Raw genomic sequence first — 26,175 nt, 5'->3', positions numbered from 1 at the left:
GGGCTATGGTGCCTTCCATGTACGCGCTCTCCAGCCAGACCTGGTGGTGGTCCGCTCCCGGCGGCCCCCCCCCCCTGCGGTCCCACAGACACCAGCCAAAACAACCCCCCCCCCACGGGCGGGCGGGGCGATCGCGCGGACGGCCCTTCGGCGTGGGAAACGGAACGGGAGGGGTCGGGCTCAGGCGTACACGGGGCCCGTGAACTTCTCGCCCGGGCCCTGGCCCGGCTCGTCCGGGACGAGCGAGGCCTCGCGGAAGGCCAGCTGGAGCGACTTCAGGCCGTCGCGCAGCGGCGCCGCGTGGAAGGAGCTGATCTCGGTGGCGCTGGCCGTGACCAGGCCGGCCAGGGCGTTGATCAGCTTGCGGGCCTCGTCGAGGTCCTTGTGCTCGGAGTCGGGCTTGTCCAGGCCCAGGTTGACCGCCGCGGCGCTCAGCAGGTGGACGGCCACCGTGGTGATGACCTCGACGGCCGGGACGTCCGCGATGTCGCGGGTCATCTCGTCGTAGTCGGGAAGGGTGGAATCGGAGGGCGTCGCGTCAGTCATGCGGTCCACGATAGGTCGTGCGGCGGGCTTGCCATGCGTGGGGTACTATGTATCTCGACCGGCCGGACACCTGTGTGCCCGGCCCACAAGTGGAGGCTCCGATCTCCCACCCGACCACCCTCCGGGGCGGCGGGTCATCCGGTCAGGCGGTATCCATCGTTCCGTACGGACGATGGAAGGCCGCCGAGTCGCGCCCCGCGGATTGCACGCGGCGGTGCTCCGGTTGTTTTGGAGCCCCTGCCTGTGCCCGGCGGGGCATTTTTCATTCTCCGCCGCGGTGAGGTCTGACGACAAAAGACGTCAGCGGTTGTCTGCCAGGCAGCCGTGTGGTGCTACCGAGGAGGATCCATCAGCACCGAGCCCCGCATCAACGATCGGATTCGCGTCCCTGAGGTGCGACTCGTCGGTCCCAGCGGCGAACAGGTGGGCATTGTTCCGCTTGCGAAGGCGCTTGAGCTCGCGCAGGAGTACGACCTGGACCTGGTCGAGGTCGCGGCCTCCGCTCGCCCGCCGGTCTGCAAGCTCATGGACTACGGCAAGTTCAAGTACGAGTCGGCCATGAAGGCCCGTGAGGCGCGCAAGAACCAGGCGCACACGGTCATCAAGGAGATGAAGCTCCGGCCGAAGATCGACCCGCACGACTACGACACCAAGAAGGGTCACGTCGTTCGGTTCCTCAAGCAGGGCGACAAGGTCAAGATCACGATCATGTTCCGTGGTCGCGAGCAGTCCCGGCCGGAGCTCGGCTACCGACTGCTGCAGCGTCTCGCGGAGGACGTCCAGGACCTCGGCTTCATCGAGTCGAACCCGAAGCAGGACGGCCGGAACATGATCATGGTTCTCGGTCCGCACAAGAAGAAGACCGAGGCGATGGCCGAAGCCCGTGAGGCGCAGGCCGCCCGCAAGGCCGAGCGCCAGGGTGGTGCCGCCGCCGAGGCCGCTCCGGCCGAGGCCGCCGAGGTGGAGTCCACCGAGGTCGCCGCCGACGCCGACGGCTCTGCCGAGGCGAACGCCGAGGCCTGATTCCGAGGCAGCCGTCTCGGATCACCCACACAACATGACGCTCCCGGCAACCGGTCCGCGAGGACCGGCGGGAGCGCCACCGACGAGGAGATAACGGCGCTATGCCGAAGAACAAGACGCACAGCGGTTCCAAGAAGCGCTTCAAGATCACCGGCTCCGGCAAGGTGCTCCGTGAGCGCGCCGGCAAGCGCCACCTGCTTGAGCACAAGTCGTCCCGTGTCACCCGCCGCCTGACCGGCACCGCGGAGATGGCCCCCGGCGACGCCGCGAAGATCAAGAAGCTTCTCGGCAAGTGACGTCCCTCCGCCTCCCTGCGGGGGCGGGACGTCGAGACCGGGACCCCATCGAATTCGGGCCGTGTGAAGACAACCACGGCCCCGCTACAAGGAGTTAAAAAGTGGCACGCGTCAAGCGGGCAGTAAACGCCCACAAGAAGCGCCGGGCGATCCTCGAAGCGGCCTCCGGCTACCGCGGTCAGCGTTCGCGCCTGTACCGCAAGGCCAAGGAGCAGGTCACCCACTCGCTGGTCTACAACTTCAACGACCGCAAGAAGCGCAAGGGCGACTTCCGTCAGCTGTGGATCCAGCGCATCAACGCCGCTGCCCGCCAGAACGGCATGACGTACAACCGCCTCATCCAGGGTCTGAAGGCCGCCAACATCGAGGTGGACCGCAAGATGCTGGCCGAGCTGGCCGTCAACGACGCCAACGCGTTCGCCGCGCTCGTCGAGGTCGCGCAGAAGGCCCTCCCGGCCGACGTGAACGCGCCCAAGGCCGCTGCGTAAGGCCTCGCCGGCCCGATGACCGAGGCCGGCACCCACGGACCCGCAGGCGTTCGCCTGCGGGTCCGTGTGCGTTCGCCCCGCCCCGCGCGGCCCCAGCCGCGCACCGGACCCCCCGAGAGAGAACCCTGAGACCATGCCCACCCCCGCCGAGCTGATCTCCCCCCGATCCCCGCGGGTGGCCGCCGCCCGGCGGCTGGCGCGGCGCAACTTCCGCACCAAGGAGCGCCGGTTCCTCGCCGAAGGCCCCCAGGCCGTCCGTGAGGCGGCCGAGCACCGCGGGTCCCAGGGCGCGACCCTGATCGAGCTGTTCGCCACCGTCGAGGCCGCCGAGCGCTACGCCGACATCGTCGAGGCCGCCCTGCTGGGCGGGGCGCGCGTGCACTACGCCTCCGACGAGGTCCTCGCCGAGGTCTCCCAGACCGTCACCCCGCAGGGGCTCGTCGGCGTCTGCCACTTCCTGGACTCCCCCTTCGAGGAGATCCTGGAGGCCGGGCCCAAGCTGGTCGCCGTCCTCGCCCACGTCCGCGACCCCGGGAACGCCGGCACCGTCCTGCGCTGCGCGGACGCCGCCGGCGCCGACGCCGTGGTGCTGACCGACGCCTCCGTGGACCTCTACAACCCCAAGTCCGTCCGCGCCTCCGTGGGCTCCCTCTTCCACCTCCCGGTGGCCGTCGGCGTCCCCGTCGAGCAGGCCGTGGCGGGGCTGCGGGCTGCGGGCGTACGGATCCTCGCGGCCGACGGGGCCGGCCACGACGACCTCGACGCCGAGCTCGACGCCGGCACCATGGGCGGTCCCTCGGCGTGGGTCTTCGGGAACGAGGCGTGGGGCCTGCCCGAGGAGACCCGGGCCCTCGCGGACGCCGTCGTACGGGTCCCGATCCACGGCAAGGCGGAGAGCCTGAACCTCGCGACCGCCGCCGCCGTGTGCCTCTACGCGTCCGCCCGTGCACAGCGGGCGTCCGGAGGGTGCCGTTCCGTGACCCCCAGCTAGTAATGTGACCGTCCGGGGGCCCACTGAGCTACCCGGAGATGTGGGGTACGGGGACATGACCGTCGGCACGAACAGCTCGCCGGTGACCGCGCAGGCCGCGGCGCCGGCCGCAGTGCGGCTCCGGGACCCCCACGGGGCCTTCGCCGTCGACCCCGACGAGCTGCCGGACGGGCTCGTCGTCGCCGACCACGCCGGCCGGGTCGTCTGCTTCAACCGGGCCGCCTCCCGGATCACCGCCATCGAGGCCGGCCGGGCCCTCGGCGCCCGCATCGACAGCGCCCTCCCGCTGGAGGACCTCGAAGGCCGCCGCTGGTGGGCGCTGACCGACCCGTACGGGGGGCTCGCCACCCGGCGCGGCCAGCCCGAGCGGAACCTGCTGCTCCCCGGCGGCCGCGAGGTGCTGGTCTCCGCCCGGTACGTGCGCACCCACCCCACCGGCCCGCTCAGCCGCCTCGTGGTCACCCTCCGCGGTACCGAGGCCCGCCGTCGCACCGAGCGCAGCCACGCGGAGCTGATCGCCACCGTCGCCCACGAGCTGCGCTCCCCGCTGACCTCCGTCAAGGGCTTCACGGCGACCCTGCTCGCCAAGTGGGAACGGTTCACCGACGACCAGAAGCGGCTGATGCTGGAGACCGTCGACGCCGACGCCAACCGGGTCACCCGCCTGATCGCCGAGCTCCTCGACATCTCCCGCATCGACTCCGGCCGCCTGGAGGTGCGCCGGCAGCCGGTGGACATCGCCGCGGCCGTCGGCCGGCACGTCCAGGCCCTCACCGCGAACGGGCAGGCCCCCGAGCGGTTCCTCGTCCGCGTCAGCCGCCCCCTGCCCGACCTGTGGGCCGACCCGGACAAGATCGACCAGATCCTGGGCAACCTCCTCGAAAATGCGGTGCGGCACGGCGACGGAACGGTCACCATCGACGTAGCGCCGCACGAGAAGGGAACAGCCGTCACCGTGACCGATGAAGGCCCCGGGATCCCCGAGGAGTCGATGGGCCGCGTCTTCACCCGTTTCTGGCGGGGGAGCAAGCGCGGCGGCACCGGCCTGGGCCTGTACATCGTCAAGGGCATCGTCGAGGCCCACGGCGGCAGCATCACCGTCGGGCGCGGACCCGGCGGCGGCGCGGAGTTCCGATTTATGCTGCCCGTGAGCGCGCCGGCCTACCTCACCCAGTAACCCTGCGGAGAGTCTCGCCAGGCGGCCCACGGGCTTCCTCACCCCCGGCGGCCCTTAGACTCGTCCTTTGGCACCTTTGTGTCCTTGTGCCGATCACACCGATCAGCCGATCGAGTCGTGCGCGTCGTGCGGGGACCCACCAGCCAGCCATCGGAAGTACGGGAAGAGATGTCGGCACCGAACAAGTCGTACGACCCTGTCGAGGTCGAGGCACTGAAACCGGAAGAGATCGAGCGCATGCGGGACGAGGCGCTCGCCGCCTTCGCGTCCGCCGGCGACCTCGACGAGCTCCGCGAGGCGAAGACCGCGCACATGGGCGACCGCTCGCCCCTCGCGCTCGCCAACCGCGAGATCGGCGCCCTGCCGCCCCAGGCCAAGGCCGAGGCGGGCAAGCGCGTCGGCCAGGCCCGCGGCGCCGTGAACAAGGCCTTCGGGGCCCGCACGGTGGCCCTGGAGGCGGAGCGCGACGAGCGGGTGCTGGTCGAGGAGGCGGTGGACGTCACGCTGCCCTACGACCGCGTGCCCGCCGGCGCCCGCCACCCGCTGACCACGCTGATGGACCGCATCGCGGACATCTTCGTCGGCATGGGCTACGAGGTCGCGGAAGGCCCGGAGGTCGAGGCGGAGTGGTTCAACTTCGACGCCCTCAACTTCACGCCCGACCACCCGGCCCGCCAGATGCAGGACACCTTCTTCGTCCAGGGCCCCGAGGGCACCACGGGCGACGAGTCCGGCGTCGTGCTGCGCACCCACACCTCCCCGGTGCAGGCGCGCTCGCTGCTGGAGCGCAAGCCCCCCGTCTACATCGTCTGCCCGGGCCGCGTGTACCGCACCGACGAGCTCGACGCGACGCACACCCCGGTCTTCCACCAGGTCGAGCTCCTCGCCGTCGACGAGGGCCTGACCATGGCCGACCTCAAGGGCACCATCGACCACATGGTCCAGGAGCTCTTCGGGGAGCAGACCACCACGCGCCTGCGCCCGCACTTCTTCCCCTTCACCGAGCCGTCCGCCGAGATGGACATGCAGTGCTACGTCTGCCGCGGCGCGTCGGTGGGCAACCCCGACCGCCCCTGCCGTACCTGCTCCAGCGAGGGCTGGATCGAGCTCGGCGGCTGCGGCATGGTCAACCCGAAGGTGCTCGTCGCCTGCGGTGTGGACCCCGAGAAGTACAGCGGATTCGCCTTCGGGTTCGGCATCGAGCGGATGCTGATGTTCCGCCACAACGTTGAAGACATGCGAGACATGGTCGAGGGTGACGTGCGCTTCACCCGGCCGTTCGGGAGTGAGATCTGATGCGCGTCCCGCTTTCCTGGCTGCGGGAGTACGTCGACCTCCCCGCGGGCGAGACCGGCCGCGACGTGGCCGCCAAGCTGGTCGACGCCGGCCTTGAGGTCGAGACCGTCGAGCAGCTCGGCGCCGGCCTCAAGGGCCCCCTCGTCGTCGGCCAGGTGCTGACCATCGAGGAGCTGGAGGGCTTCCGCAAGCCCATCCGCTTCTGCACGGTCGACGTCGGCCAGGCCAACGGCACCGGCGAACCGCAGGAGATCGTCTGCGGTGCCCGGAACTTCGCCGTCGGCGACAAGGTCGTCGTGGTCCTGCCCGGCGCCGTCCTGCCCGGCGACTTCGCGATCGCCTCGCGCAAGACGTACGGCAAGACCTCCCACGGCATGATCTGCTCCGGCGAGGAGCTCGGCATGGGCGACGACGGCACGCACGGCATCATCGTGCTGCCGCCGGAGTACGAGCCCGGCACCGACGCGATCGAGCTGCTCCAGCTCGTCGACGAGGTCCTCGACATCGACATCACCCCGGACCGCGGCTACTGCATGTCGATGCGCGGCGTGGCCCGCGAGGCCGCCACCGCCTACGGCCTGCCGCTGCGCGACCCGGCGCTGCTCGACGTGCCCGCGCCGAACTCCTACGGCTACGCGGTGAAGATCTCCGACCCGCAGGGCTGCGACCGCTTCACCGCCCGCACGGTGACCGGCCTCGACCCCGAGGCCCGCTCCCCGATCTGGCTCACCCGCCGCCTCCAGAAGGCCGGCATGCGCCCGATCTCGCTCGCGGTCGACATCACCAACTACGTGATGCTCGAACTGGGCCAGCCGCTGCACGCCTACGACCGCTCCCGCCTGGACGGCGAGATCGGCGTCCGCCGTGCCGAGCAGGGCGAGAAGTTCACCACCCTCGACGGGGTCAAGCGGACCCTCGACGCCGAGGACCTGGTGATCACCGACAACAGCGGCCCGATCGGGCTCGCCGGTGTCATGGGCGGCGCCAACACCGAGATCGCCGACTCCGTCACCGACCCGGAGACCGGTGCGGTCACCGGTACGACGGACGTGGTGATCGAGGCCGCGCACTTCGACTCGGTGTCGATCTCGCGCACCGCCCGCCGCCTGAAGCTGTCCTCCGAGGCCTCCAAGCGCTTCGAGCGCGGCGTGGACCCGCTGGCCGCGGCCGCGGCCGCGCAGCGCACCGTCGACCTCCTCGTGCTGCTCGCCGGCGGCACCGCCGAGGCCGGGGTCACCGAGCTCATCGCCCCGGGTGCCCCGCGCACCATCGCGATGCGCGCCGACCACCCGGACCGGGTCGCGGGCATGGAGTACGGCCGCGAGACCGTCGTGCGCCGCCTCCAGGAGATCGGCTGCGACGTCTACGGCCAGGACGAGCTCGTCGTCACCGTCCCCTCGTGGCGGCCCGACCTCGCCGCGCCCAACGACCTCGCCGAGGAGGTCATCCGCCTGGAGGGCTACGGGAACCTCCCGTCCACCCTCCCGCAGGTGCCCTCCGGCCGCGGCCTGACCCCGCGCCAGCGGCTGCACCGCCGCGTCGGCCGCGCCCTGGCCGGCGCCGGCTACGTCGAGGCGCTCAGCTACCCGTTCATCGGCGAGGGCGTCTTCGACCAGCTCCAGCTGGCCGCGGACGACCCGAGCCGCCGGGTCGTCAAGCTCGTCAACCCGCTCTCCGACGAGGAGCCGGCGCTGCGCACCACGCTGCTGCCGGGTCTGCTCGGCGCGCTGCGCCGCAACGACAGCCGCGGCAGCCACGACCTCGCGCTGTTCGAGACGGGCTCGGTCTTCCGCGCCGGCGAGCAGCCGGGTGCCGCCGTACGCCTGCCCGTCGACCGCCGTCCCACGGACGAGGAGATCGCCACCCTGGACGCGGCCCTGCCCGCGCAGCCGCGGTACGCCGCGGTCGTGCTGGCCGGCGCCCGCGAGCAGGCCGGCTGGTGGGGCAAGGGCCGTCCGGCCGACTGGGCCGACGCGGTCCAGGCCGCCCGTTCGCTGGCCGCCGAGGCCGGTGCCGAGCTGGTCGTCCGCCAGGGCCAGTACGGTCCGTGGCACCCCGGCCGCTGCGCCGAGCTGGTCGTCACCCTCGACGGCGCGGAGACGGTCATCGGCCACGCCGGTGAGCTGCACCCGCGCGTGGTCAAGGCCCTCGGCCTGCCGGCGCGCACCAGCGCCATGGAGCTCGACCTCGACCGCCTCGCGGCGGCCGGCGGCGAGGCCCTCCAGGCGCCCCGGATCTCCACCTTCCCGGTGGCGACCCAGGACGTCGCGCTGATCGTCGACGCGTCTGTCCCGGCCGCGGCCGTCGAGGCCGCGCTGCGCGAGGGCGCCGGTGCACTCCTCGAATCGCTGCGGCTGTTCGACGTGTTCACCGGTGAGCAGGTCGGCGAGGGCAAGAAGTCCCTCGCGTACGCGCTGCGCTTCCGCGCGCCCGACCGCACCCTGACCGCCGAGGAGTCCACGGCCGCGCGCGACGCGGCGGTGGCCCTCGCCGGCGAGCGGACCGGGGCGGTGCTGCGCGGCGCCTGACCCGCCGTGAGCAGGACCCGCTGAGGGGCCCGTCCGGACCACCGGACGGGCCCCTCGGGCATGTCGTCGCCCGCGACCGCCACGGCCGCTTCTTGCCCGTGGCGAACCACCTCGCGCGGCGGGCGACGCTCACGCCCGCGCGGCTGGTTCGCGGGCGCCACGACCGGAAGGGCCGGGCCCACCCGGGCCGGGGGGAGTGGAACGGCCCGGACGGCTCCGGCTCGACCGGCTGCGCTGCCGCCCCGCACCGGGCCGGTGGACGGACCCGGTGCGGAACCGGCCCGGCTCGGGCGGGGGGCCCGGCGACCAACCGGGCGGCCCCCGCGGAGCCGTGGTGCGCCGCCCGCCTGCCATGGAGTGTCGGGCAGACAGCAAGGCGGGCGGCGCGGTGCCGGGTCGTCGCACTGTACGAGGGGGAGCCGACGACCGGGCGGCCTCCTTGGCGAGGCCCTTAAGTGAAGCGCGGCGCGGCCCCTTCGCGGCAGGGTGCGTATCGCATTTATGCGCGTTCTTGTTTCACACCCCGTGTGAATTGGGTGTACCGCCCCCCGCTCGCCCCCCGCAGCCACTAGCCTGAAGCGGACGAGCCCTTGGAGGGGCCCATGCAGCCCAACGCCCTGCTCGACGCCCTCCTCGCCGAGGCGGGCATGTCCCACGCCGGACTCGCCGCGCACGTCAACCAGGCGGGGCGGTCCCGCGGACTCGCGCTGCGCTACGAACACACCGCGGTCTCCCGCTGGTTGAAGGGGCAGCGCCCCCGCGGCCAGGTGCCCGACCTCATCTGCGAGGTGCTGGGCGGACGCCTGCACCGCCCGGTCGGCCTCGACGACATCGGGCTCGGCATCCCCGGCCAGCAGACTCCGCACTCCGCCCGGCTCAGCGGCTTCGTGGACCGGGCCACCGCCCTCTGGCGCTCCGACGAGCTGGGCCGGCCCGCGCAGCTCACCGCGCAGGCCCTCACCGGCACCCCCGCCGTCATCCCGGTGTGGGAGTGGGAGAACCCGCCGGAGGACGCGGACGTGTCCCGTTCGGGCACGCACCGGATCGGCCCCGAGCACATCGAGATCCTGCGGGCCGCCCGCGCCCACTACGAGCTGATGTACCGCCGGGCCGGAGGCATGGCCACCCGCGCCCGGATCGTCCGCTTCCTCGGCAGCGAGACCGCCCCGATGCTCCGCGGCGGCTACCCCGACGACGTGGGCCGGCAACTGCACCGCGCCACCGGGTCCCTGGTGGCGGTCGCGGGCATCTGCGCGTACGACTCCGACGCGCACGGACTCGCCCAGCGCTACTTCCACCAGGCCCTGCGCCTCGCCAAGGCCAGCGGGGACCGGGGGCTCGGCGCATACGTGATCGCCCTGCTGGTCAACCAGTCCCTGCACCTGCGGGACTTCCGCCAGGCCGTGGCCTTCGCCGAGGCCGCGCTGCGGGCCGCGGGCCGGCAGACCACCCCCGCGCTGGCCGCCGACCTGTACGCGATGCAGGCCAAGGCCTACGCCCAACTCGGGGACACCGCTGCGGCGCTGACCTGCATCCGGCGCGCCGAGGTGGCCGCGGAGCGGATCCGGCCCGGCACCGAGCCCGCCGAGACGGGCTACGTCCAGCCGGGGCTGGTCAACGTACAGGTGGCGGAGGCGCTGCTCAGCCTGGGGGACCTGGACGCCGCGCACGAGCAGGCGGCCGAGGCCGTCGGCACCCCCGCGCACGACCGGGGACGGGTGCACCGGCTGGCCATGCTGTGCGAGATCCAGCTGCGCCAGGGCGAGGCGGACCGGGCGGTGGCCTCGGCGGCCGAAATGGCCGAACGGGCCAAGGGGATGGAGTCGCTGCGCCTGAGGGACCGGCTGCGGGCGGTCCGCGAGGCCCTGCTGGACAGCGGGTGCGCCGGGGCGCAGGAGACCGCCGACCTCATCGACGGGGCGCTGCGCGTTCCCCTGTGACCGTTGGAGCTGCTGCCATGTTGCCACCTACGAACCGGAAGGCGGCAAGACCGTGCAGTGGACGAATCTGAGCGAACAGACCGTGTACAAGAACCGCTGGTTCAACGTGAACCTGGCGGACGTGGAACTCCCCGACGGCCGGCACCTGGACCACTTCGTCATCCGGCTGCGGCCGGTGGCCGTGGCCACGGCCGTCAACGAGGCGGACGAGGTGCTGCTGCTGTGGCGGCACCGGTTCATCACCGACAGCTGGGGCTGGGAGCTGCCCGCGGGGGTGGTCGAGGACGGGGAGTCCGTCGAGGCGGCGGCCGCACGGGAGATGGAGGAGGAATCGGGCTGGCGGCCCGGCCCGCTCCACCACCTGATGACCGTCGAGCCCTCCAACGGGCTGACCGATGCCCGCCACCACCTCTACTGGGCGGAGGGGGCCACCCGCATCGGCGAACCGGAGGACGGGTTCGAGTCCTCGCGCCGCGCGTGGGTGCCGCTCAAGCTCGTCCCGGACATGATCGGGCGCGGGGAGGTCCCGGCCGCGAACATGGCGGCCGGCCTCCTGCTGCTGCACCACCTCAGGCTGGGCTAGCCCCGCTCGCGCGCGGCGGCCGGCCGGCGCCGGGCCGCCGCCCGCTGGGCCCGCCGGCCCAGGTTCTGCACCGGTATCTCGACCAGCCGGTACAGCAGGTGGCTGACGACCAGCACCGCCGCCAGGTACAGGGCGGTCCACGCGATCCTGCCGGGCACCGAGGACGGCAGCGGCGGCACGCCCACCAGGGGGCCGAGCAGGTGCTTCAGCGGCAGGTGGACGAGGTACAGGGAGAAGCTGATCGCGCCGAGCCAGGTGAGCACCCGGGGGAAGCGCCGCCGCCGGAGCAGGAAACCGAGCCCGAACACGGCCCAGGCGGCCAGGTAGGCGGCCGACCAGGACAGCCAGCCCGGGGTCCAGGTGTGGTCCTCGAAACCGTTCCGGTTGTACAGCGGGCCGACCAGCACGCCCGCGGCGACCACGAAGCCGCACGCCAGGAGGGACGGCACCCGGCCGCGCCGGGCGTGCTGCGCCCGGTACACCGCCGTTCCGGCGAACATCGTCGCGAAGATCGTCCACGTCTCGTACCCGGGGGCCCGGCTGTTCAGGGTGACCAGCACCAGGCCCAGCCCGCCGAGCAGCAGCGCGCCCGCGCGGGTCGGTCCGGGGCGGCCGCTGAGCACCCCGGCGAAGCCCGCGAGCACGACCGGGACGACGGCCGCCAGGAGGAGCCGTACCGCGTGGGCGTCGGGCGTCAGGAGCTTCTCGCCGACGGCCGTGCCGACCGCCAGGGCGAGGGCGGCGCAGCCCGCCGCGATGGGGGCGCTGTGCCGGTGCAGGCCGCGGGTGAACAGGGCGGTGACGAAGAAGTAGAAGACCATCTCGTAGCAGAGCGTCCAGGTGACGTTCATGCCGTTGGTGACCCCGAGCACGTCCTGGAGCAGCAGCCCGTTCGCGAGCAGCGAGGCCGCGTCGTCGCCGGTCCGCAGGAGGCGGACCGCGCCGTCGCCCGCCGGCAGCACCAGGAGCGCGACCACCAGGGTGACGACCAGTGCGGGGTGGATGCGGAAGAACCGGCCGATCCAGAAGCCCCGGACGTCCCCGCGGCGTTCCAGCGAGGCCGGGATGATGTAGCCGCTCACGATGAAGAACAGCATCACCCCGAACAGGCCGAGGTCGAAGTTCCGCGCCGCGCTCTGCCCGGACGGCAGCATCCCCAGCACGCCGAAATGGTGCAGGGCCACGACCAGGGCGGCGAGGCCGCGCAACGCGTCGAGCCAGCCCAGCCGGGCGGCGGCCGGGGCCGGAGCAGAGCCCGGAGGGCCCGGATCCGGGGCCGGGGAGGGCACGGGGACGTCGGCGGTCGGGAGCCGCGACGGTGCGGTCCTGGGGCTGTTCACGGAGGGGACCCTAGCCGTACCCCGGCCGCCGCGAGGGCGACCGAGGCACTTCTCACACGAGCAGGAGCTCCGCGACCGCTCAGCCGTACGGGTAGAAGCCCGAGCCGGTCTTGCGGCCCAGCCGGCCCGCGTCGACCATCCGCTGGAGCAGCGGGGGAGCGGCGTACAGCGGCTCCTTGTACTCGGCGTACATCGAGTCGGCGATGGAGGCGATGGTGTCCAGGCCGATCAGGTCGGACAGCTTCAGCGGGCCCATGGGGTGGGCGCAACCCAGCTCCATGCCGTTGTCGATGTCCTCGCGGCTCGCGATGCCGGACTCGAACATCCGGATCGCGGACAGCAGGTACGGCACGAGGAGCGCGTTGACGACGAACCCGGACCGGTCCTGGGCGCGCACGGCGTGCTTGCCGAGCACGTCCCGCACCAGGGCCTCGGACCGCTTCACGGTCTCCTCGCCCGTCGTCAGCGCCGGGATCAGCTCCACGAGCCGCTGCACGGGCGCCGGGTTGAAGAAGTGGATGCCGATGACCTGGTCGGGCCGCGAGGTGGCGACGGCCAGCTTGACCAGCGGGATCGAGGAGGTGTTGGAGGCGAGGATCGCGTCCGGGCGGGTGATCACCTGGTCGAGGACCTGGAAGATCTCCGTCTTGACCTGCTCGTTCTCGACGACGGCCTCGATGACGAGGTCGCGGTCGGCGAATTCGCCGAGGTCGGTGGTGAAGGTCAGGCGGGCCAGGGTGGCGTCCCGCTCCTCCTCACTGATCTTGCCGCGTTCGGCGGCCTTGGTCAGCGAGTTGTGCAGCCGGGTGCGCCCGATCTCCAGGGCCTCCCCGGTGGTCTCGGCGACCTTCACCTCAAGACCGCTGCGGGCGCACACCTCCGCGATGCCCGCGCCCATCTGGCCACAGCCCACCACGCCGACCCGGGTGATGTCGGTCGGGAGGGTAGAGAGGTCCGTCACATCGTGCCTTTCGCTGCTCATCCGGGCGGGTCCCCCGTAGTTCGGCAGTGGTAACTGCACCCCGGCGCCCGCCACGCCCCCCGACGTTACTCCCGTCCTTGCCGCCGGTGGCGGGGCGGGGCGGGCATGCTGGGCGTTCGCGAAGCGTTGTCACGGAACGGAACGGAGTCGTCACATGGCGTACATCGGACGGCGGGGGCTGCTGGCGGGAGCGGCGGGGGCGGTGGCCGCGGTGGCGGGCGCGGGCCCGGCGCAGGCGGGGCCCGTCCCCGCGCGGCTGCCGCGGGGGGCCGGCGGGGGCGGGGGAGCGGGCGGGGCGGCGGTCCGGGAGTTCCGGGGGATGTGGATCGCGACCGTACAGAACGTGGACTGGCCCGCGGCCTCGGGCCTCACCGCCCGGGAGCAGCGCGCCGGGCTGGTATCCCTGCTGGACACCGCCGTCCGGCGCCGGCTGAACGCGGTGGTCCTCCAGGTCCGGCCGGCCGCGGACTCCTTCTGGCCGTCCGCCCGCGAGCCCTGGTCGCAGTGGCTGACCGGAACGCAGGGCAAGGACCCGGGCTGGGACCCGCTGGGCACGGCGGTCACCGAGGCGCACGCGCGCGGGCTGGAGCTGCACGCCTGGTTCAACCCGTACCGGGTGGCCAACCACACCGACCCCTCCAGGCTCGCGGCCGCGCACCCGGCCCGCCGCAACCCCGACTGGGTGGTCCCGTACGGCGGCAAGCTCTACTACAACCCGGGGCTGCCGCAGGTGCGGGCCTTCGTACAGGAGGCGATGCTCGACGCCGTCTCCCGCTACCCCGTCGACGGGGTCCACTGGGACGACTACTTCTACCCCTACCCGGTGGAGGGGGAGTACTTCGACGACGACGACGCCTACGCCGAGTACGGGGCCTCCTTCGGCTCCCGCGCCGCCTGGCGCCGCCACAACACCGACGCCCTGGTCTCCGAGATGAGCCGGCGGCTGCGCCAGGTCCGCCCGGCGGCGCGGTTCGGGGTGAGCCCCTTCGCGGTGTGGCGCAACCGGGACACCGACCCGCTCGGCTCGCCGACCCGCGCGGGCGTGCAGACGTACGACGACCTGTACGCGGACACCCGCAAGTGGGTCACCGAGGGCTGGCTCGACTACATCGCGCCGCAGGCCTACTGGCAGATCGGCCATCCGCAGGCCGACTACGCGGCGATCGTGCCCTGGTGGGCGAAGACCGTCGCGGGTACCGGCGTGGACCTCTACGTGGGCGAGGCGCTGTACCGCTGCGACGCGCACAGCACCACGCCCGCCTGGCGCGATCCGGCGGAGCTGTCGAAGCACCTGACGTTCGCCAAGAAGTACGCGGAGGTCCGCGGCCACGTCTACTTCTCGGCGAAGCAGGTGGCCGCGGACCCCAACGGTGCCATGGCCCGGGTCGTCGCCGACCACTACCAGGCGGTGGCCGCGCCGCGCTGACGCGGTGTCAGGCGGTAGGTCCGGCGGGTGGTCCGTCCGGCAGGCGGATCAGCGCCAGGTGGTGGCCGCGCCCTCGGCCCTGTCCGGGTGGCGCACCACGCAGTCGGGGCCGGGGGACATGACGGCGTCGTGCCCGTCCGGGAAGTGCACCCGGTACGGGGGCGCGCCGTTCTCGCCCAGCACCTCGACGATCTCGCCCACCCTGTCGTGCTGGCCCACCACCCTGCCGTGCTGTACCAGCTGGTCGCCCTCGGTCGCTCGCATCTGCTGACCTCCCTCGGAACAGGTCCGGTCCGGTGCCAGTAGTTTAGGCCGATCCGGGGCTATTTGACCCGTTGGGTCACGGTGATGCAGACCAGGACCGCCCCGGCGGCCAGGGGGGTCGCCGGGGACAGCCGCTCGCCCAGCAGCGCCACCGACCAGACCAGGGTCAGCAGCGGCTGGGCGAGCTGGAGCTGGCTGGCGCGCGGGGCGCCGATCGCGGCCATGCCGCGGTACCAGACGTACAGGCCGAGGAAGGTCGAGCCGGCCGCCGCCCACACCAGGCCGGCCACTCCGTGCCAGGTCGGGTGCACCGGCTCGGCCGCGAGCCCGAGCACGGAGCCGGCCAGGGAGAGCGGCAGGCACAGCACCAGGGCCCAGCCGACCACCTGCCAGCCCGGCATCAGCCGGGCGAGGCGCCCGCCCTCGGTGTAGCCGGCCGCGCAGACCAGCAGGGCCCCGAACAGGTAGGCGTCCCCGGCGGAGGGGGCGCCGCCGCTCTGCGCCAGGGTGAACGCGAGGACCACCAGGGCTCCGGCGACGGCCGCCGCCCAGAAGGCGCGCGGGGGCCGGATCCCGGTGCGCAGGGCCGACAGGGCGGCGGTGGTCAGCGGCAGCAGGCCCACCACGACGGCGGCGTGCGAGGTGGTGGACGTGCGCAGGGCGAGCGTGGTCAGCAGCGGGAAGCCCACGACCACCCCGCCGGCGACGACGGCCAGCCCCGCCCAGTGCGCGCGGGCCGGGAGCGGGACCCGCCCGGCGAGCAGGAAGCCGCCCGCGACCAGGGCGGCCAGGGTGCTGCGCAGGGCCACGAGGGACCACGGGCCGAAGCTCTCCAGGCCCCAGGCGGTGGCGGGGAAGGTCAGCGAGAAGGCGACCACCCCGAGGAGGGCGAGGGCGGTACCGCTGCGGCCCCCTGCCCGGACCGTGCTGTGGCCCTCCACCTGGACTGCTATCGGGCTCAGGCGAGTAGCGCTATTCTTTGCTGTCATGTATGAGCGTAGCAGTGTGGCGGAACTGGCGGAATCTCTGCGGTCCGAGCTGGACCGCTACCCGGTGGGTGGAAAGCTCCCGTCGAGCCGCGCCCTGGTCGAGCGCTACCGCGTCAGCCCCGTCACGGTCTCCCGGGCCCTCGCGCAGCTCGCCGCCGAGGGGCTCGTCGTCACCCGCCCCGGCGCCGGCGCCTACCGCGCGCACCCCCGTACCGCCGGACCCGCCCCCGGCGACACCTCCTGGCAGGAGGTCGCGCTGAGCGCCGAAGGGGCCGGGGACGTGGTGCCGCGCTCCGTGGACGCCTCCGGGCTGCAGATCTCACTGGCCGCCTCGCCGCCCGGGGTCATCGAGCTCAACGGCGGCTACCTGCACCCCTCGCTCCAGCCCGAGCGGGCCATGGCCGCCGCCCTCGCCCGGGCCGGGCGCCGCCCCGGGGCCTGGGGCCGCCCGCCGCTGGAAGGGCTGCCCGAGCTGCGCGACTGGTTCGCCCGGGAGATCGGCGGCGCGGTGGGGGCGCTGGGCGCCGCCGACGTGATGATCACCGCGGGCGGGCAGAGCGCCCTGACCACCGCCCTGCGGGCACTGGCCCCGCCGGGGGCGCCCGTGCTGGTGGAGTCGCCCACCTACCCCGGGCTGCTGGCCATCGCCCGCGCCTCGGGCTGCCGCCCGGTGCCCGTCCCGGTGGACGCCGACGGGGTCCGGCCCGAGCTGCTGGCCGCCGCGTTCGAGGCCACGGGCGCACGGGTCTTCGTGTGCCAGCCGCTGTTCCAGAACCCGACGGGAGCGGTCCTGTCCGCCGAGCGACGGCCCGAGGTGCTGCGGATCGCCCGGGCGGCCGGAGCCTTCGTGGTCGAGGACGACTACGCCCGCAACCTCGCCCACGAGGACGCGGGCCCCCTGCCCGCGACCCTGGCCGCCGAGGACGCCGACGGGATCGTCGTCCACGTGCGCTCCCTGACCAAGGCCACCTCACCCAGCCTGCGCGTCGGCGCGCTCGCCGCCCGGGGCCCGGTCCTGGACCGGCTGCGCGCCATCCAGGTCGTGGACAGCTTCTTCGTGCCCCGCCCGCTCCAGGAGGCCGCCCTCGAACTGGTCGGCGCCCCCGCCTGGCCCCGCCACCTGAGGGCCGTCGCCGCCGAGCTGCGCCACCGCCGCGACGTGCTCGCGGGGGCCCTGCGCCGCGAGCTGCCGGGGGCGGAGGTGCCGCACCTGCCGCGCGGGAGCTACCAGCTGTGGGTGCGTCCCGCGGGCGGCGGGAGCGACGCGGAGTTCGCCGCGGCGGCCCTGCGCGCCGGGGTCGCGGTCGCGCCCGGCCGCCCGTACTTCTGCGCCGAGCCGCCGGCCGCGTACGTCCGGATGAGCTTCGCCGGGGTCTCGGGCCCGGGCGAGCTGGTGGAGGCCGTCCAGCGGCTGCGCGCCGGGATGCCCCGGCCCTGAGCCGTCCGCGGGGTGCGGCCAAACCCCGTTGAGCGGGACGCCGGCCACTGCCTAGCCTGCCCACCATGACCGAGATCGAGATCACTTCCCTGGCCCGCCGCCCGGAGCTGGCACCCCGCCTGTGGGACATGGCGGACTCCTGGCCCCGCTTCGCCCAGCACGACGCCGTGGCCTGGCTGCTCTACCCGCGGCTGGTCACCGAGTTCCCCGAGTACGTCTTCATCGCCACCGACGGCGACGAGGTGGTGGCCCGGGCCTTCAGCGTGCCCTTCGCGCTGCACTCCGACGAGCGCGGCGGAGTACTGCCCGCCCAGGGCTGGGACCGGGTCCTGATGTGGGCCTTCGCCGACCGGCGCCGGGGGATCGAGCCCGACACCGTCAGCGCCCTGGAGATCTCCGTCGCCACCGGCCGCCAGGGGCGGGGCCTGTCCGGACGGATGCTGGCCGCGATGCGCCAGGGCGCCCGGGCCGCCGGGTTCACCGAGGTCGTGGCACCGGTCCGGCCCAGCGGGAAGCCGGCCGAGCCGCACACGCCGATGTCCGAGTACGCGTACCGCACCCGCGAGGACGGCCTCCCGTACGACCCGTGGCTGCGGGTCCACGTCCGGGCCGGGGCCGTCATCGACTCGGTCGCCCCGCTCTCGATGACCGTCACGGGCTCCCTCGCCCAGTGGCGCGAGTGGACCGGGCTGCCCTTCGACGAGCCCGGGCGGGTCCGCGTCCCCGGCGCGCTGAGCCTCGTCCACTGCGAGCCGGAGCACGACTACGCCGTCTACGTGGAGCCCAACGTCTGGGTCCGCCACCCGCTCACGGGCTGAACGCGGCGTTTGATTGGCGGTCCCGGGAAACGTGCGCGATCAATCCGCGGCCCCGGCTAGGTTGCCGCCATGATCGAGATTCGTGGGGCGGGCGCGGTCGACGGGGACGCGCTCGGCGAGATCCACGCAGCCGCCTGGGGGGCCGCGTACGGCCCCTTCTTCAGCCCCGAGTTCGCCGCGGCGGGCGTCGCCGACCGGCGCGCCCGCTGGCACGGTCGCGTCACGGACGGCCCGGGGACGGTCCTGCTGGCCCTGGCCGACGGCCGCCCGCTGGCCCTGTCCTGGTACCGGCCCTCGGACACCCGGCCCCCGGGCACCGCCGAGATCCTCAGCTTCTACGCGCACCCCGACGGCTGGGGCACCGGCGTCGCCGCCGCCCTGATGACCGGCACGCTGGTGCGGCTGCGCGCCGACGGCTTCACCGCCGCGCACCTGTGGACCCTGCGTGACACGCCCCGCTCCCGGCGCTTCTACTCCAAGTCCGGGTTCGTCGCGAGCGGCGCCTCGCGACCCTGTGACTTCGGTGACGGCCACCCCCTTGAACAGGTCGAATACGAGCGGGACTGTTGAGGTGTCGGCCCCCGGGAACCCTTTGCATAACCCTGCAAAGGTACGTATAGTCATGCCATCGAAGAGGAGGGTCCGATGGTGGTACGTGTAGCGGTGGCCGGAGCGAGCGGATACGCGGGCGGTGAGGTCCTGCGCCTGCTGCTCTCCCACCCCGAGGTCGAGATCGGCGCGCTGACCGGACACTCCAACGCCGGACAGCTCCTCGGCGGCCTGCAGCCGCACCTGGTGCCGCTCGCCGGACGGACCCTGGAGCCCACCACGGCCGAGGTCCTCGCGGGCCACGACGTCGTCTTCCTCGCCCTTCCGCACGGGCAGTCCGCCGCCGTCGCCGCCGAACTCGGCGACGAGGTGCTCGTCGTCGACATGGGCGCCGACCACCGGCTGAAGGACTCCGCCGACTGGGACCGCTTCTACGGCGCCCCGCACGCCGGGACCTGGCCCTACGGCCTCCCCGAGCTCCCCGGCGCCCGGGCGGCCCTCGCGGGCACCAGGCGCATCGCCGTGCCCGGCTGCTTCCCCACCGCCGTCTCGCTCGCGCTGCACCCCGCCTACCAGGCGCGGCTCGCCGAGCCCGAGGCCGTGGTCGTCGCCGCCACCGGCACCTCCGGCGCGGGCAAGGCCCTCAAGCCGCACCTGCTCGGCTCCGAGGTCATGGGCACCGTCAGCCCCTACGGCGTCGGCGGCGTCCACCGCCACACCCCCGAGATGGTGCAGAACCTCTCCCCCCTCGCCGGGGAGCGGGTCTCCGTCTCCTTCACGCCCCACCTCGTGCCCATGGCGCGCGGCATCCTCGCCACCTGCTCGGCCAAGGCCCGCCCCGGCACCACCGCGGAATCGCTGCGCGCCGCCTACGAGAAGGCGTACGCGGACGAGACCTTCGTCCAGCTGCTCCCCGAGGGCGTCTGGCCGACCACGAAGGCGGTGTACGGCTCCAACTCCGTCCACCTCCAGGTCGCCTACGACGAATCCGCCCAGCGGATCATCGCCATCAGCGCGATCGACAACCTGACCAAGGGCACCGCCGGCGGCGCGGTGCAGAGCATGAACATCGCCCTCGGCTTCCCCGAGGCACTGGGACTTTCCACGATCGGAGTCGCACCGTGAGCGTCACGGCAGCACAGGGATTCACGGCGGCGGGCATCGCCGCCGGGATCAAGGAGAACGGCAACCCCGACCTGGCCCTCGTGGTCAACGCCGGGCCGCGACTGGCCGCCGCCGGCGTCTTCACGTCCAACCGCGTCAAGGCCGCGCCGGTCCGCTGGTCCGAGCAGGTCCTGCGCGGCGGCACGGTCAGCGCCGTCGTCCTCAACTCCGGCGGCGCCAACGCCTGCACCGGCCCCAAGGGCTTCCAGGACACCCACGCCACCGCGGAGAAGGTCGCCGCCACCCTCAACGCGCACGGTCTCGGGGAGCACAACGCCGGCGAGATCGCCGTCGCCTCCACCGGCCTGATCGGCGTCCTGCTCCCGATGGACAAGCTGCTGCCCGGCGTCGAGACGGCCGCGGCGGCCCTCTCCGCCGACGGCGGCGAGGCCGCGGCCATCGCCATCAAGACCACCGACACCGTGCACAAGACGGCCACGGCCGGCCAGGACGGCTGGACCGTCGGCGGCATGGCCAAGGGCGCGGGCATGCTCGCCCCGGGCCTGGCCACCATGCTCGTCGTCCTCACCACCGACGCCGACCTGGACGCCGCCACCCTGGACAAGGCGCTGCGCGACGCCACCCGCACCACCTTCGACCGGGTCGACTCCGACGGCTGCATGTCCACCAACGACACGGTGCTGCTGCTCGCCTCCGGCGCCTCCGGGCAGGTCCCGGCGTACGAGGACTTCGCCGCCGCCGTCCGCGCCGTCTGCGACGACCTCGCCCGCCAGCTCATCGGCGACGCCGAGGGCGCCAGCAAGGACATCCGCATCGAGGTCGTCGGCGCGGCCAGCGAGGACGACGCCGTCGAGGTGGGCCGGTCCATCGCCCGCAACAACCTGCTCAAGTGCGCCATCCACGGCGAGGACCCCAACTGGGGCCGGGTGCTGTCCGCGATCGGCACCACCAAGGCGGCCTTCGACCCGGACCGCCTCAACGTCGCCATCAACGGCGTGTGGGTCTGCAAGAACGGCTCGGTCGGCGAGGACCGCGACCTGGTCTCCATGAAGGGGCGCGAGGTGCACATCACGGCGGACCTGTCGACCGGCACCGAGTCGGCGGTCATCTGGGCCAACGACCTGACGGCCGAGTACGTCCACGAGAACAGCGCGTACTCGTCATGAGCGCCGCGAGGAAGCACACCGCGCTGCCCAAGGCACAGATCCTCATCGAGGCCCTGCCCTGGCTCACCCGCCACAACGGCAAGATCGTCGTGATCAAGTTCGGCGGCAACGCCATGATCGACGAGGACCTGAAGGCGGCCTTCGCCCAGGACGTGGTCTTCCTGCGCCAGGCCGGCCTCAAGCCCGTCGTGGTGCACGGCGGCGGCCCGCAGATCAAGGCCCAGCTCGCCAAGGAGGGCCTGGTCAGCGAGTTCAAGGCCGGTCTGCGCGTCACCACGCCCGAGGCGATGGACATCGTCCGCATGGTGCTGGCCGGGCAGGTCCAGCGCGAGCTGGTCGGCCTGCTCAACCAGCACGGCCCGCTCGCCGTCGGCATGACCGGCGAGGACGCCCACACCATCACCGCCACCCAGCACAAGCCGGAGATCGAGGGCGAGCTCGTCGACATCGGCCGGGTCGGGGAGATCACCTCCATCGACACCGGGGCGATCGAGGCGCTCCTCGCGGACGGCCGGATCCCGGTCATCTCCTCGATCGCCCGCAGCGCCGACGACGGCCACGTCTACAACGTCAACGCCGACACCGCCGCCGCCGCCCTGGCGGCCGCCCTCGGCGCCGAGACGCTGATGGTCCTCACCGACGTCGAGGGCCTCTACGCGGACTGGCCCAACAGCGACGAGGTCATCAGCCGGCTCACCGTCAGCGAGCTGGAGAAGCTGCTGCCCGAGCTGTCCAGCGGCATGGTCCCCAAGATGGAGGGCTGCCTGCACGCCGTACGGGGCGGTGTCCCCACGGCCCGCGTCCTCGACGGACGCGTCCAGCACTCGATCCTGCTGGAGATCTTCACCGACCAGGGCATCGGCACGATGGTCCTGCCCGACCCGGTACCGGGTACACCGCGAGGGGGAGCACAGTGACGCACAACGAGGAGTACGCCGCCCGCTGGCGGGCCGCGCTCACGGACAACTACGGCACCCCGGCCGTGGCCCTCGTGCGCGGCGCGGGCGCGCAGGTCTGGGACGCGGACGGCAAGCAGTACACGGACTACGTCGGCGGGATCGCGGTCAACGCCCTCGGCCACGCCCACCCGGCGGTCGTCGACGCCGTCACCACGCAGATCCAGACCCTCGGCCACGTGTCCAACCTGTTCACCTCCGAGCCGGTCATCGCCCTCGGCGAGCGGCTGCTCCAGCTGTTCGGCCGTGAGGGGCGGGTCTTCTTCTGCAACTCCGGCACAGAGGCGGTCGAGGCCGTCTTCAAGATCGGTCGGCTCACCGGCCGGACCCACATGGTCGCCACCGACGGAGGCTTCCACGGCCGCACCATGGGCGCCCTCGCGCTCACCGGCCAGCCGAAGAAGCAGACCCCCTTCCTGCCGCTGCCCGGCGAGGTCACGCACGTTCCCTACGGTGACGTCGAGGCCCTGCGGGCCGCCGTCACCGAGGAGACCGCGCTCGTCCTCATCGAGCCGGTCCAGGGCGAGAACGGCGTGGTCGTCCCGCCCGCCGGCTACCTGACGGCCGCCCGCGAGATCACCCGGGCCACCGGGACCCTGCTCGCCCTCGACGAGGTCCAGACCGGCATCGGCCGCTGCGGCACCTGGTTCGAGTACCAGCAGCACGAGGGCGTCGAACCGGATCTCGTCACCCTCGCCAAGGGCCTCGGCGGCGGTCTGCCCATCGGCGCCGTGGCCGCCTTCGGCCCGACCGCCGGGCTCCTCCAGCCCGGACAGCACGGCACCACCTTCGGCGGCAACCCGGTCGCCTGCGCCGCCGGCCTCGCGGTGATCGACACCATCGCCACCGAGGGACTGCTCGACCGGGTCAAGGCCCGCGGCGAGCGGCTGCGCTCCGGAATCGAAGCCTCCGGTCACGGGCTGGTCTCCCACGTCCGCGGCTCGGGCCTGTTGCTGGGTATCGTGCTGACGGAGCCCCTCGCACCGCAGGTGCAGTTGGCGGCCCAGCAGGCCGGATTCCTGGTCAACGCGCCCGCCCCCGACGTCGTACGGCTGATGCCCCCGTTCGTCATCACCGAGGCCGAGGTCGACGCGTTCGTCCGGGCACTTCCCGGCATCCTCGACGAAGCGGGACGATCCGGAGAATGAGACGACGATGAGCCAGGCGCAGGAGCACGATCAGAACGGCGGCCCCTCCGTACCGCAGACCCGCACCGCCCGCCACCGCCGGATCGTGGACATCCTCAACCGGCAGCCGGTCCGCTCCCAGAGCCAGCTGGCCAAGCTGCTCGCCGACGACGGGCTGAGCGTCACCCAGGCGACGCTCTCCCGCGACCTCGACGAGCTGGGCGCGGTGAAGATCCGCAACACCGGCGGCGAGCTGATCTACGCGGTCCCCAGCGAGGGCGGCTTCCGCACCCCGCAGGCACCGCTCGGCGAGTCGGCGAAGGAGGAGCGCATGCGGCGCCTCTCCGGCGAGCTGCTGATCTCGGCCGAGGCCTCCGCGAACCTCGTGGTCCTGCGCACCCCGCCGGGGGCGGCGCAGTTCCTCGCCTCGGCCATCGACCAGGCCGAACTGCACGCCGTCCTCGGCACCATCGCGGGCGACGACACCCTGATGCTCATCAGCCGCGACCCGGCCGGCGGCCAGGCCCTGGCCGACCACATGCTGCGCCTGGCGCAGAAGGAGGGCTAGCTTCCGGTTCAGTAGCGGGTGACGGCCAGCGGGCCGTCCTGCGTCCCGATGGCGATGTGGGGGGTGCGGCGGGGGTTCGCCCAGCGCAGCAGCTCGCGCATCGCCCCCCGTGGCACGGAGACGCAGCCGGCCGTCGCGCCCCTGCCGTCGACGTGCAGGAAGATGCCCGCACCCCGGCCGCGGACGGGGTGCTCGTAGTTGAAGCCGATGACCAGCGCGTGCGCGTACTGGGTTCCGTAGGCCGCCAGGTGCTCGGACTCGCCGGGGGAGCAGTCGGCGGGCAGCGGCTCCGTCCAGCGGTTGTAGGCGGCGGAGGCGTTGTCCTGGCACCACCACGAACGGTCCGTCACCCGCCGGTAGGCGTACGAGGTCCCGGCCGGCGCGTGCGCGATGCCGAAGGCGTACGGCAGGTCGTACAGGCCGGCCGGGGTGGTGTTCGTGCCCTGCGCACGCGTCGCCCCCTCGGTCAGACCGTTCGCGCCGAACCGGGCGGGCGCGCGGCCGGCCTCGTACCACCGGCCCGCACGCCGGTCCCACCAGGTCAGCACCCCGGTGGTGGACCCGGGGGCGGGGGCGACGGCGGTGATCAGCTGGCTGCCGCCGCCGGTGTCGGCGAGGCGTTCGGGCAGCGGACCGGGGCCGTGCGGCCACAGGCCGGCGAGCAGCAGCGAACCGGCGAGGAGAGCGTTGCGCAGCACATGCCGGACGGTACGGGCGGACGGGCCCCGGAGTGGCGCGGACAGGCCGGCGGGACCCGATCGGACGCCCCGGACACGATCCATACGGCCCGCACCACCCGCCCGGCCCGGCCCCCGGTCCCGGCCCGCACCGGCGGTCCCATCGGGACGGTGGTGTCAGGGGCGGGGGGCTCGCCCCGGGAGGTCCCCGGGGGCGTGGGCCAGCCGCAGTTCGAGGGCGCCCAGCAGGTCGGCCGCCCGCGCCAGCAGCCCGCCCAGCTCCGCCTGGGCCGCCGCGCCCTCGTCCAGGGTCGCGAGCCAGTTCCAGCCGGCCACCCGCTGCCGGGCGCAGCGCCGCGTACCGGGGTCCGGGTGGTCCAACAGGGCCACCGAGGCCCGCAGTTCGGCGCTTCCGCCCCGGCCCTGGAGCAGCCGGAAGGCGGCCCTGCGGGTGTGCGGGCGCCACTCCCGGCCGGTACGGGCGGCCAACGCGGCCGCGTCCAGCCGCCGGGCCACCGGCATCAGGTGCAGCGCGGCCTCACGGGCCGCCGAAGCCGACGGGCCCTCCAGCAGCGCGAGCAGCACCGGGTCGGCGACCTCGGCGCCGAACCGCCGCAGCCCCGCCAGGGCCGCGGCCCGTACCGTCCCGTCGCGATGCTCCAGCAGGCCGCGCAGCACCGGCACGTCGTCCGGCCCGGCCACCTCGGTGAAGCCGGCCACCGCGTACCCGCTCACCCGCTCCGGGTCGGCCAGCAGCGCCCGGTAGCGGGCGTACGGGTCCCCGCCGTCCTGGCGCAGCAGCCAGCGGGCGCAGGCCCGCACCGACCCTGCCCGGTCGGCGAGGAACCGCTCGGCCTCCGCCGCCCGCCCGGCCCGGCGCAGGGCGGTCACCCCTGCGGCCCGCACGGGCGGGAACCGCGAGGCCAGCAGGGCGTCCACCACCGCGTCGTCCGGCCCGTCGGCGGCCATCGCCGCCAGGGCGGCGTCGGTCCACAGCCGGCCGGCCGCCGGATCCGGCTCGGCGGCGGCCCGCAGGGCGAGCTCCTGCGCCCCGTACCGGCCGGCGGCGAGGGCCACCCGGGCGGCGAAACGCCGGGTGGGCAGGTCGGTGCTGCGGCCCAGGCGCTCCAGCATGCCCGCGCGCTGCCCGGGGGTGAGCGAGTTCCAGCTCCAGGTCGTCGAGGGCAGCCCGGGGCGCCACCACGCGGCGAGGGAGGAGTACCGGCCGGCGAGTGCGGCCTCCAGCTGGTCCACCGCCCAGCCGCCGTGCTCGCGCCCGCCCAGCCGCAGCGTGAGCGGGGTGAGCGCGGCCAGGACGAGGGCGGGGTCGTCGGCCACCGGCCGGTTCAGCGCCCGGCGGGCCCGGTCCCGGGTGCGGACGGGGTGGTGGGCCAGCACCCGGCCCAGCACCCTGCGGGCCCGCTCGCGCACCTGCGGGGCCCAGTCGGCACATCGGATCAGGACGAGCTCGGCCGGCGGGTTGCGCCAGGCGGCGAGCGCCTTCGCGCGGATCCGCCCGTCGGGGTGGCACAGCCGCGCCTCCAGCCGGCCGGTGGACACCCCGGGGAACCGCTGGAGGCGGCGCACCTCCCGGTCGAAGGCGATCCAGGCCTCCGGCCCGTTGCCGACGAGCAGGCCGGCCACCAGGGCGGTGTTCCCGTACACCAGCTCCCGCGCCACGCCCCGCCCCCGGGCGGCGTCCTCGGCCGCGCTTCCCACATGCCCTCCCCGGCTGGAATCCCTCCCTGATGGTAGGCGCCTGCTCCCGGCCTCCGCCCTCGATATACGACCTGGTCAGCGCCGGGGGAACCGAACTCGATTGACGAAACATACGGAGCAATGCATAGTTATGCTTGTTCTTGCCGTGGACCGCCGCGCGTCG

General features: G+C 73.7%; 25 protein-coding genes. 18 read left to right on the top strand and 7 right to left on the bottom strand.

Annotated features, from left to right (window positions below):
• Positions 1-180 precede the first annotated feature (180 nt).
• On the bottom strand, positions 181-546 hold the full coding sequence (locus tag WDV06_RS21440; RefSeq protein WP_395511376.1) for a DUF1844 domain-containing protein: 366 nt from the start codon (positions 544-546) through the stop codon (positions 181-183).
• A 324-nt stretch (positions 547-870) separates the two neighbouring features.
• Between WDV06_RS21440 and infC the strand changes: the two genes are divergently transcribed.
• From infC to WDV06_RS21395, 9 genes are all read left to right on the top strand, one after another.
• Positions 871-1,569 (top strand): translation initiation factor IF-3, encoded by a 699-nt coding sequence (infC, locus tag WDV06_RS21435; protein WP_395511375.1) that lies wholly within the window; start codon positions 871-873, stop codon positions 1,567-1,569.
• Between the two features lie 101 nt (positions 1,570-1,670).
• Positions 1,671-1,865: a 50S ribosomal protein L35 gene (gene rpmI / locus WDV06_RS21430; protein WP_030387121.1), complete on the top strand. Its 195-nt coding sequence runs from the start codon at positions 1,671-1,673 to the stop codon at positions 1,863-1,865.
• A 101-nt stretch (positions 1,866-1,966) separates the two neighbouring features.
• Positions 1,967-2,353 carry a 50S ribosomal protein L20 gene (gene rplT, locus WDV06_RS21425; RefSeq protein WP_079425210.1) on the top strand — a complete coding sequence of 129 codons (387 nt, stop codon included), beginning with the start codon at positions 1,967-1,969 and terminating at the stop codon, positions 2,351-2,353.
• A gap of 133 nt (positions 2,354-2,486) precedes the next feature.
• Positions 2,487-3,344 (top strand): TrmH family RNA methyltransferase, encoded by an 858-nt coding sequence (locus WDV06_RS21420; protein WP_395511374.1) that lies wholly within the window; start codon positions 2,487-2,489, stop codon positions 3,342-3,344.
• A 55-nt stretch (positions 3,345-3,399) separates the two neighbouring features.
• On the top strand, positions 3,400-4,521 hold the full coding sequence (locus WDV06_RS21415; RefSeq protein ID WP_395511373.1) for a sensor histidine kinase: 1,122 nt from the start codon (positions 3,400-3,402) through the stop codon (positions 4,519-4,521).
• 168 nt (positions 4,522-4,689) lie between these two features.
• Positions 4,690-5,817 (top strand): phenylalanine--tRNA ligase subunit alpha, encoded by a 1,128-nt coding sequence (pheS, locus tag WDV06_RS21410; protein WP_395511372.1) that lies wholly within the window; start codon positions 4,690-4,692, stop codon positions 5,815-5,817.
• Positions 5,817-8,345: a phenylalanine--tRNA ligase subunit beta gene (gene pheT, locus WDV06_RS21405; RefSeq protein WP_395511371.1), complete on the top strand. Its 2,529-nt coding sequence runs from the start codon at positions 5,817-5,819 to the stop codon at positions 8,343-8,345. The genes pheS and pheT overlap by 1 nt, the downstream gene beginning before the upstream one ends.
• 602 nt (positions 8,346-8,947) lie before the next feature.
• The gene (locus WDV06_RS21400; protein ID WP_395511370.1) at positions 8,948-10,285 is read left to right on the top strand and encodes a transcriptional regulator; all 1,338 of its coding nucleotides are present in this window, start codon (positions 8,948-8,950) and stop codon (positions 10,283-10,285) included.
• A 52-nt stretch (positions 10,286-10,337) separates the two neighbouring features.
• Complete coding sequence (locus WDV06_RS21395) at positions 10,338-10,868, top strand: NUDIX hydrolase (protein ID WP_395511369.1); 531 nt, start codon at positions 10,338-10,340, stop codon at positions 10,866-10,868.
• Here the strand turns inward: WDV06_RS21395 and WDV06_RS21390 are convergent.
• Both WDV06_RS21390 and WDV06_RS21385 read right to left on the bottom strand, forming a co-directional pair.
• A complete protein-coding gene (locus WDV06_RS21390; RefSeq protein WP_395511368.1) occupies positions 10,865-12,208 on the bottom strand; it encodes an acyltransferase family protein in 1,344 nt (447 codons plus the stop codon). The two genes, WDV06_RS21395 and WDV06_RS21390, sit on opposite strands and share 4 nt — an antisense overlap.
• Before the next feature lie 79 nt (positions 12,209-12,287).
• On the bottom strand, positions 12,288-13,190 hold the full coding sequence (locus WDV06_RS21385; RefSeq protein ID WP_079425195.1) for a 3-hydroxybutyryl-CoA dehydrogenase: 903 nt from the start codon (positions 13,188-13,190) through the stop codon (positions 12,288-12,290).
• A 154-nt stretch (positions 13,191-13,344) separates the two neighbouring features.
• Here WDV06_RS21385 and WDV06_RS21380 point away from each other — a divergent pair, with 154 nt between their 5' ends.
• Positions 13,345-14,616 (top strand): glycoside hydrolase family 10-like protein, encoded by a 1,272-nt coding sequence (locus WDV06_RS21380; protein WP_395511367.1) that lies wholly within the window; start codon positions 13,345-13,347, stop codon positions 14,614-14,616.
• Positions 14,617-14,664: 48 nt separating this feature from the next.
• On the opposite strand, the gene WDV06_RS21375 is transcribed toward WDV06_RS21380, so the two are convergent.
• Both WDV06_RS21375 and WDV06_RS21370 read right to left on the bottom strand, forming a co-directional pair.
• Complete coding sequence (locus WDV06_RS21375; RefSeq protein WP_395511366.1) at positions 14,665-14,880, bottom strand: DUF1918 domain-containing protein; 216 nt, start codon at positions 14,878-14,880, stop codon at positions 14,665-14,667.
• A 59-nt stretch (positions 14,881-14,939) separates the two neighbouring features.
• Entirely contained in the window at positions 14,940-15,869 is a 930-nt protein-coding gene (locus tag WDV06_RS21370; protein ID WP_395511365.1) for a DMT family transporter, read from the bottom strand.
• Between WDV06_RS21370 and WDV06_RS21365 the strand changes: the two genes are divergently transcribed.
• The 8 genes from WDV06_RS21365 (at position 15,868) to WDV06_RS21330 (ending at position 23,616) form a co-directional block, all read left to right on the top strand.
• Positions 15,868-17,307 carry an aminotransferase-like domain-containing protein gene (locus WDV06_RS21365; RefSeq protein WP_395511364.1) on the top strand — a complete coding sequence of 480 codons (1,440 nt, stop codon included), beginning with the start codon at positions 15,868-15,870 and terminating at the stop codon, positions 17,305-17,307. The genes WDV06_RS21370 and WDV06_RS21365 overlap by 2 nt on opposite strands.
• A 65-nt stretch (positions 17,308-17,372) precedes the next feature.
• On the top strand, positions 17,373-18,125 hold the full coding sequence (locus WDV06_RS21360; RefSeq protein ID WP_395511363.1) for an N-acetyltransferase: 753 nt from the start codon (positions 17,373-17,375) through the stop codon (positions 18,123-18,125).
• A gap of 69 nt (positions 18,126-18,194) precedes the next feature.
• Entirely contained in the window at positions 18,195-18,695 is a 501-nt protein-coding gene (locus WDV06_RS21355; RefSeq protein ID WP_395511362.1) for a GNAT family N-acetyltransferase, read from the top strand.
• A gap of 75 nt (positions 18,696-18,770) precedes the next feature.
• A complete protein-coding gene (gene argC / locus WDV06_RS21350) occupies positions 18,771-19,799 on the top strand; it encodes an N-acetyl-gamma-glutamyl-phosphate reductase (protein WP_395511361.1) in 1,029 nt (342 codons plus the stop codon).
• Positions 19,796-20,965, top strand: coding sequence for a bifunctional glutamate N-acetyltransferase/amino-acid acetyltransferase ArgJ (gene argJ, locus WDV06_RS21345; protein WP_395511360.1), 1,170 nt, complete (start codon positions 19,796-19,798; stop codon positions 20,963-20,965). Before argC ends, argJ begins: the two co-directional genes overlap by 4 nt.
• Complete coding sequence (argB, locus tag WDV06_RS21340; protein WP_395511359.1) at positions 20,962-21,882, top strand: acetylglutamate kinase; 921 nt, start codon at positions 20,962-20,964, stop codon at positions 21,880-21,882. The genes argJ and argB overlap by 4 nt, the downstream gene beginning before the upstream one ends.
• Positions 21,879-23,069 (top strand): acetylornithine transaminase, encoded by a 1,191-nt coding sequence (locus WDV06_RS21335; protein ID WP_395511358.1) that lies wholly within the window; start codon positions 21,879-21,881, stop codon positions 23,067-23,069. The genes argB and WDV06_RS21335 overlap by 4 nt, the downstream gene beginning before the upstream one ends.
• 7 nt (positions 23,070-23,076) lie before the next feature.
• On the top strand, positions 23,077-23,616 hold the full coding sequence (locus WDV06_RS21330; RefSeq protein ID WP_395511357.1) for an arginine repressor: 540 nt from the start codon (positions 23,077-23,079) through the stop codon (positions 23,614-23,616).
• 8 nt (positions 23,617-23,624) lie between these two features.
• On the opposite strand, the gene WDV06_RS21325 is transcribed toward WDV06_RS21330, so the two are convergent.
• Positions 23,625-24,311, bottom strand: a complete 687-nt coding sequence (locus WDV06_RS21325; protein ID WP_395511378.1) for a L,D-transpeptidase family protein — start codon at positions 24,309-24,311, stop codon at positions 23,625-23,627.
• A 159-nt stretch (positions 24,312-24,470) separates the two neighbouring features.
• Positions 24,471-26,012, bottom strand: coding sequence for a HEAT repeat domain-containing protein (locus tag WDV06_RS21320; RefSeq protein WP_395511356.1), 1,542 nt, complete (start codon positions 26,010-26,012; stop codon positions 24,471-24,473).
• Positions 26,013-26,175: the final 163 nt, after the last annotated feature.

The sequence above is a fragment of the Streptomyces racemochromogenes genome (assembly GCF_044129415.1).
GTDB classification, from domain to species: Bacteria; Actinomycetota; Actinomycetes; order Streptomycetales; family Streptomycetaceae; genus Streptomyces; species Streptomyces racemochromogenes_A.
This window is presented reverse-complemented; position numbering and strand designations above follow the sequence as displayed.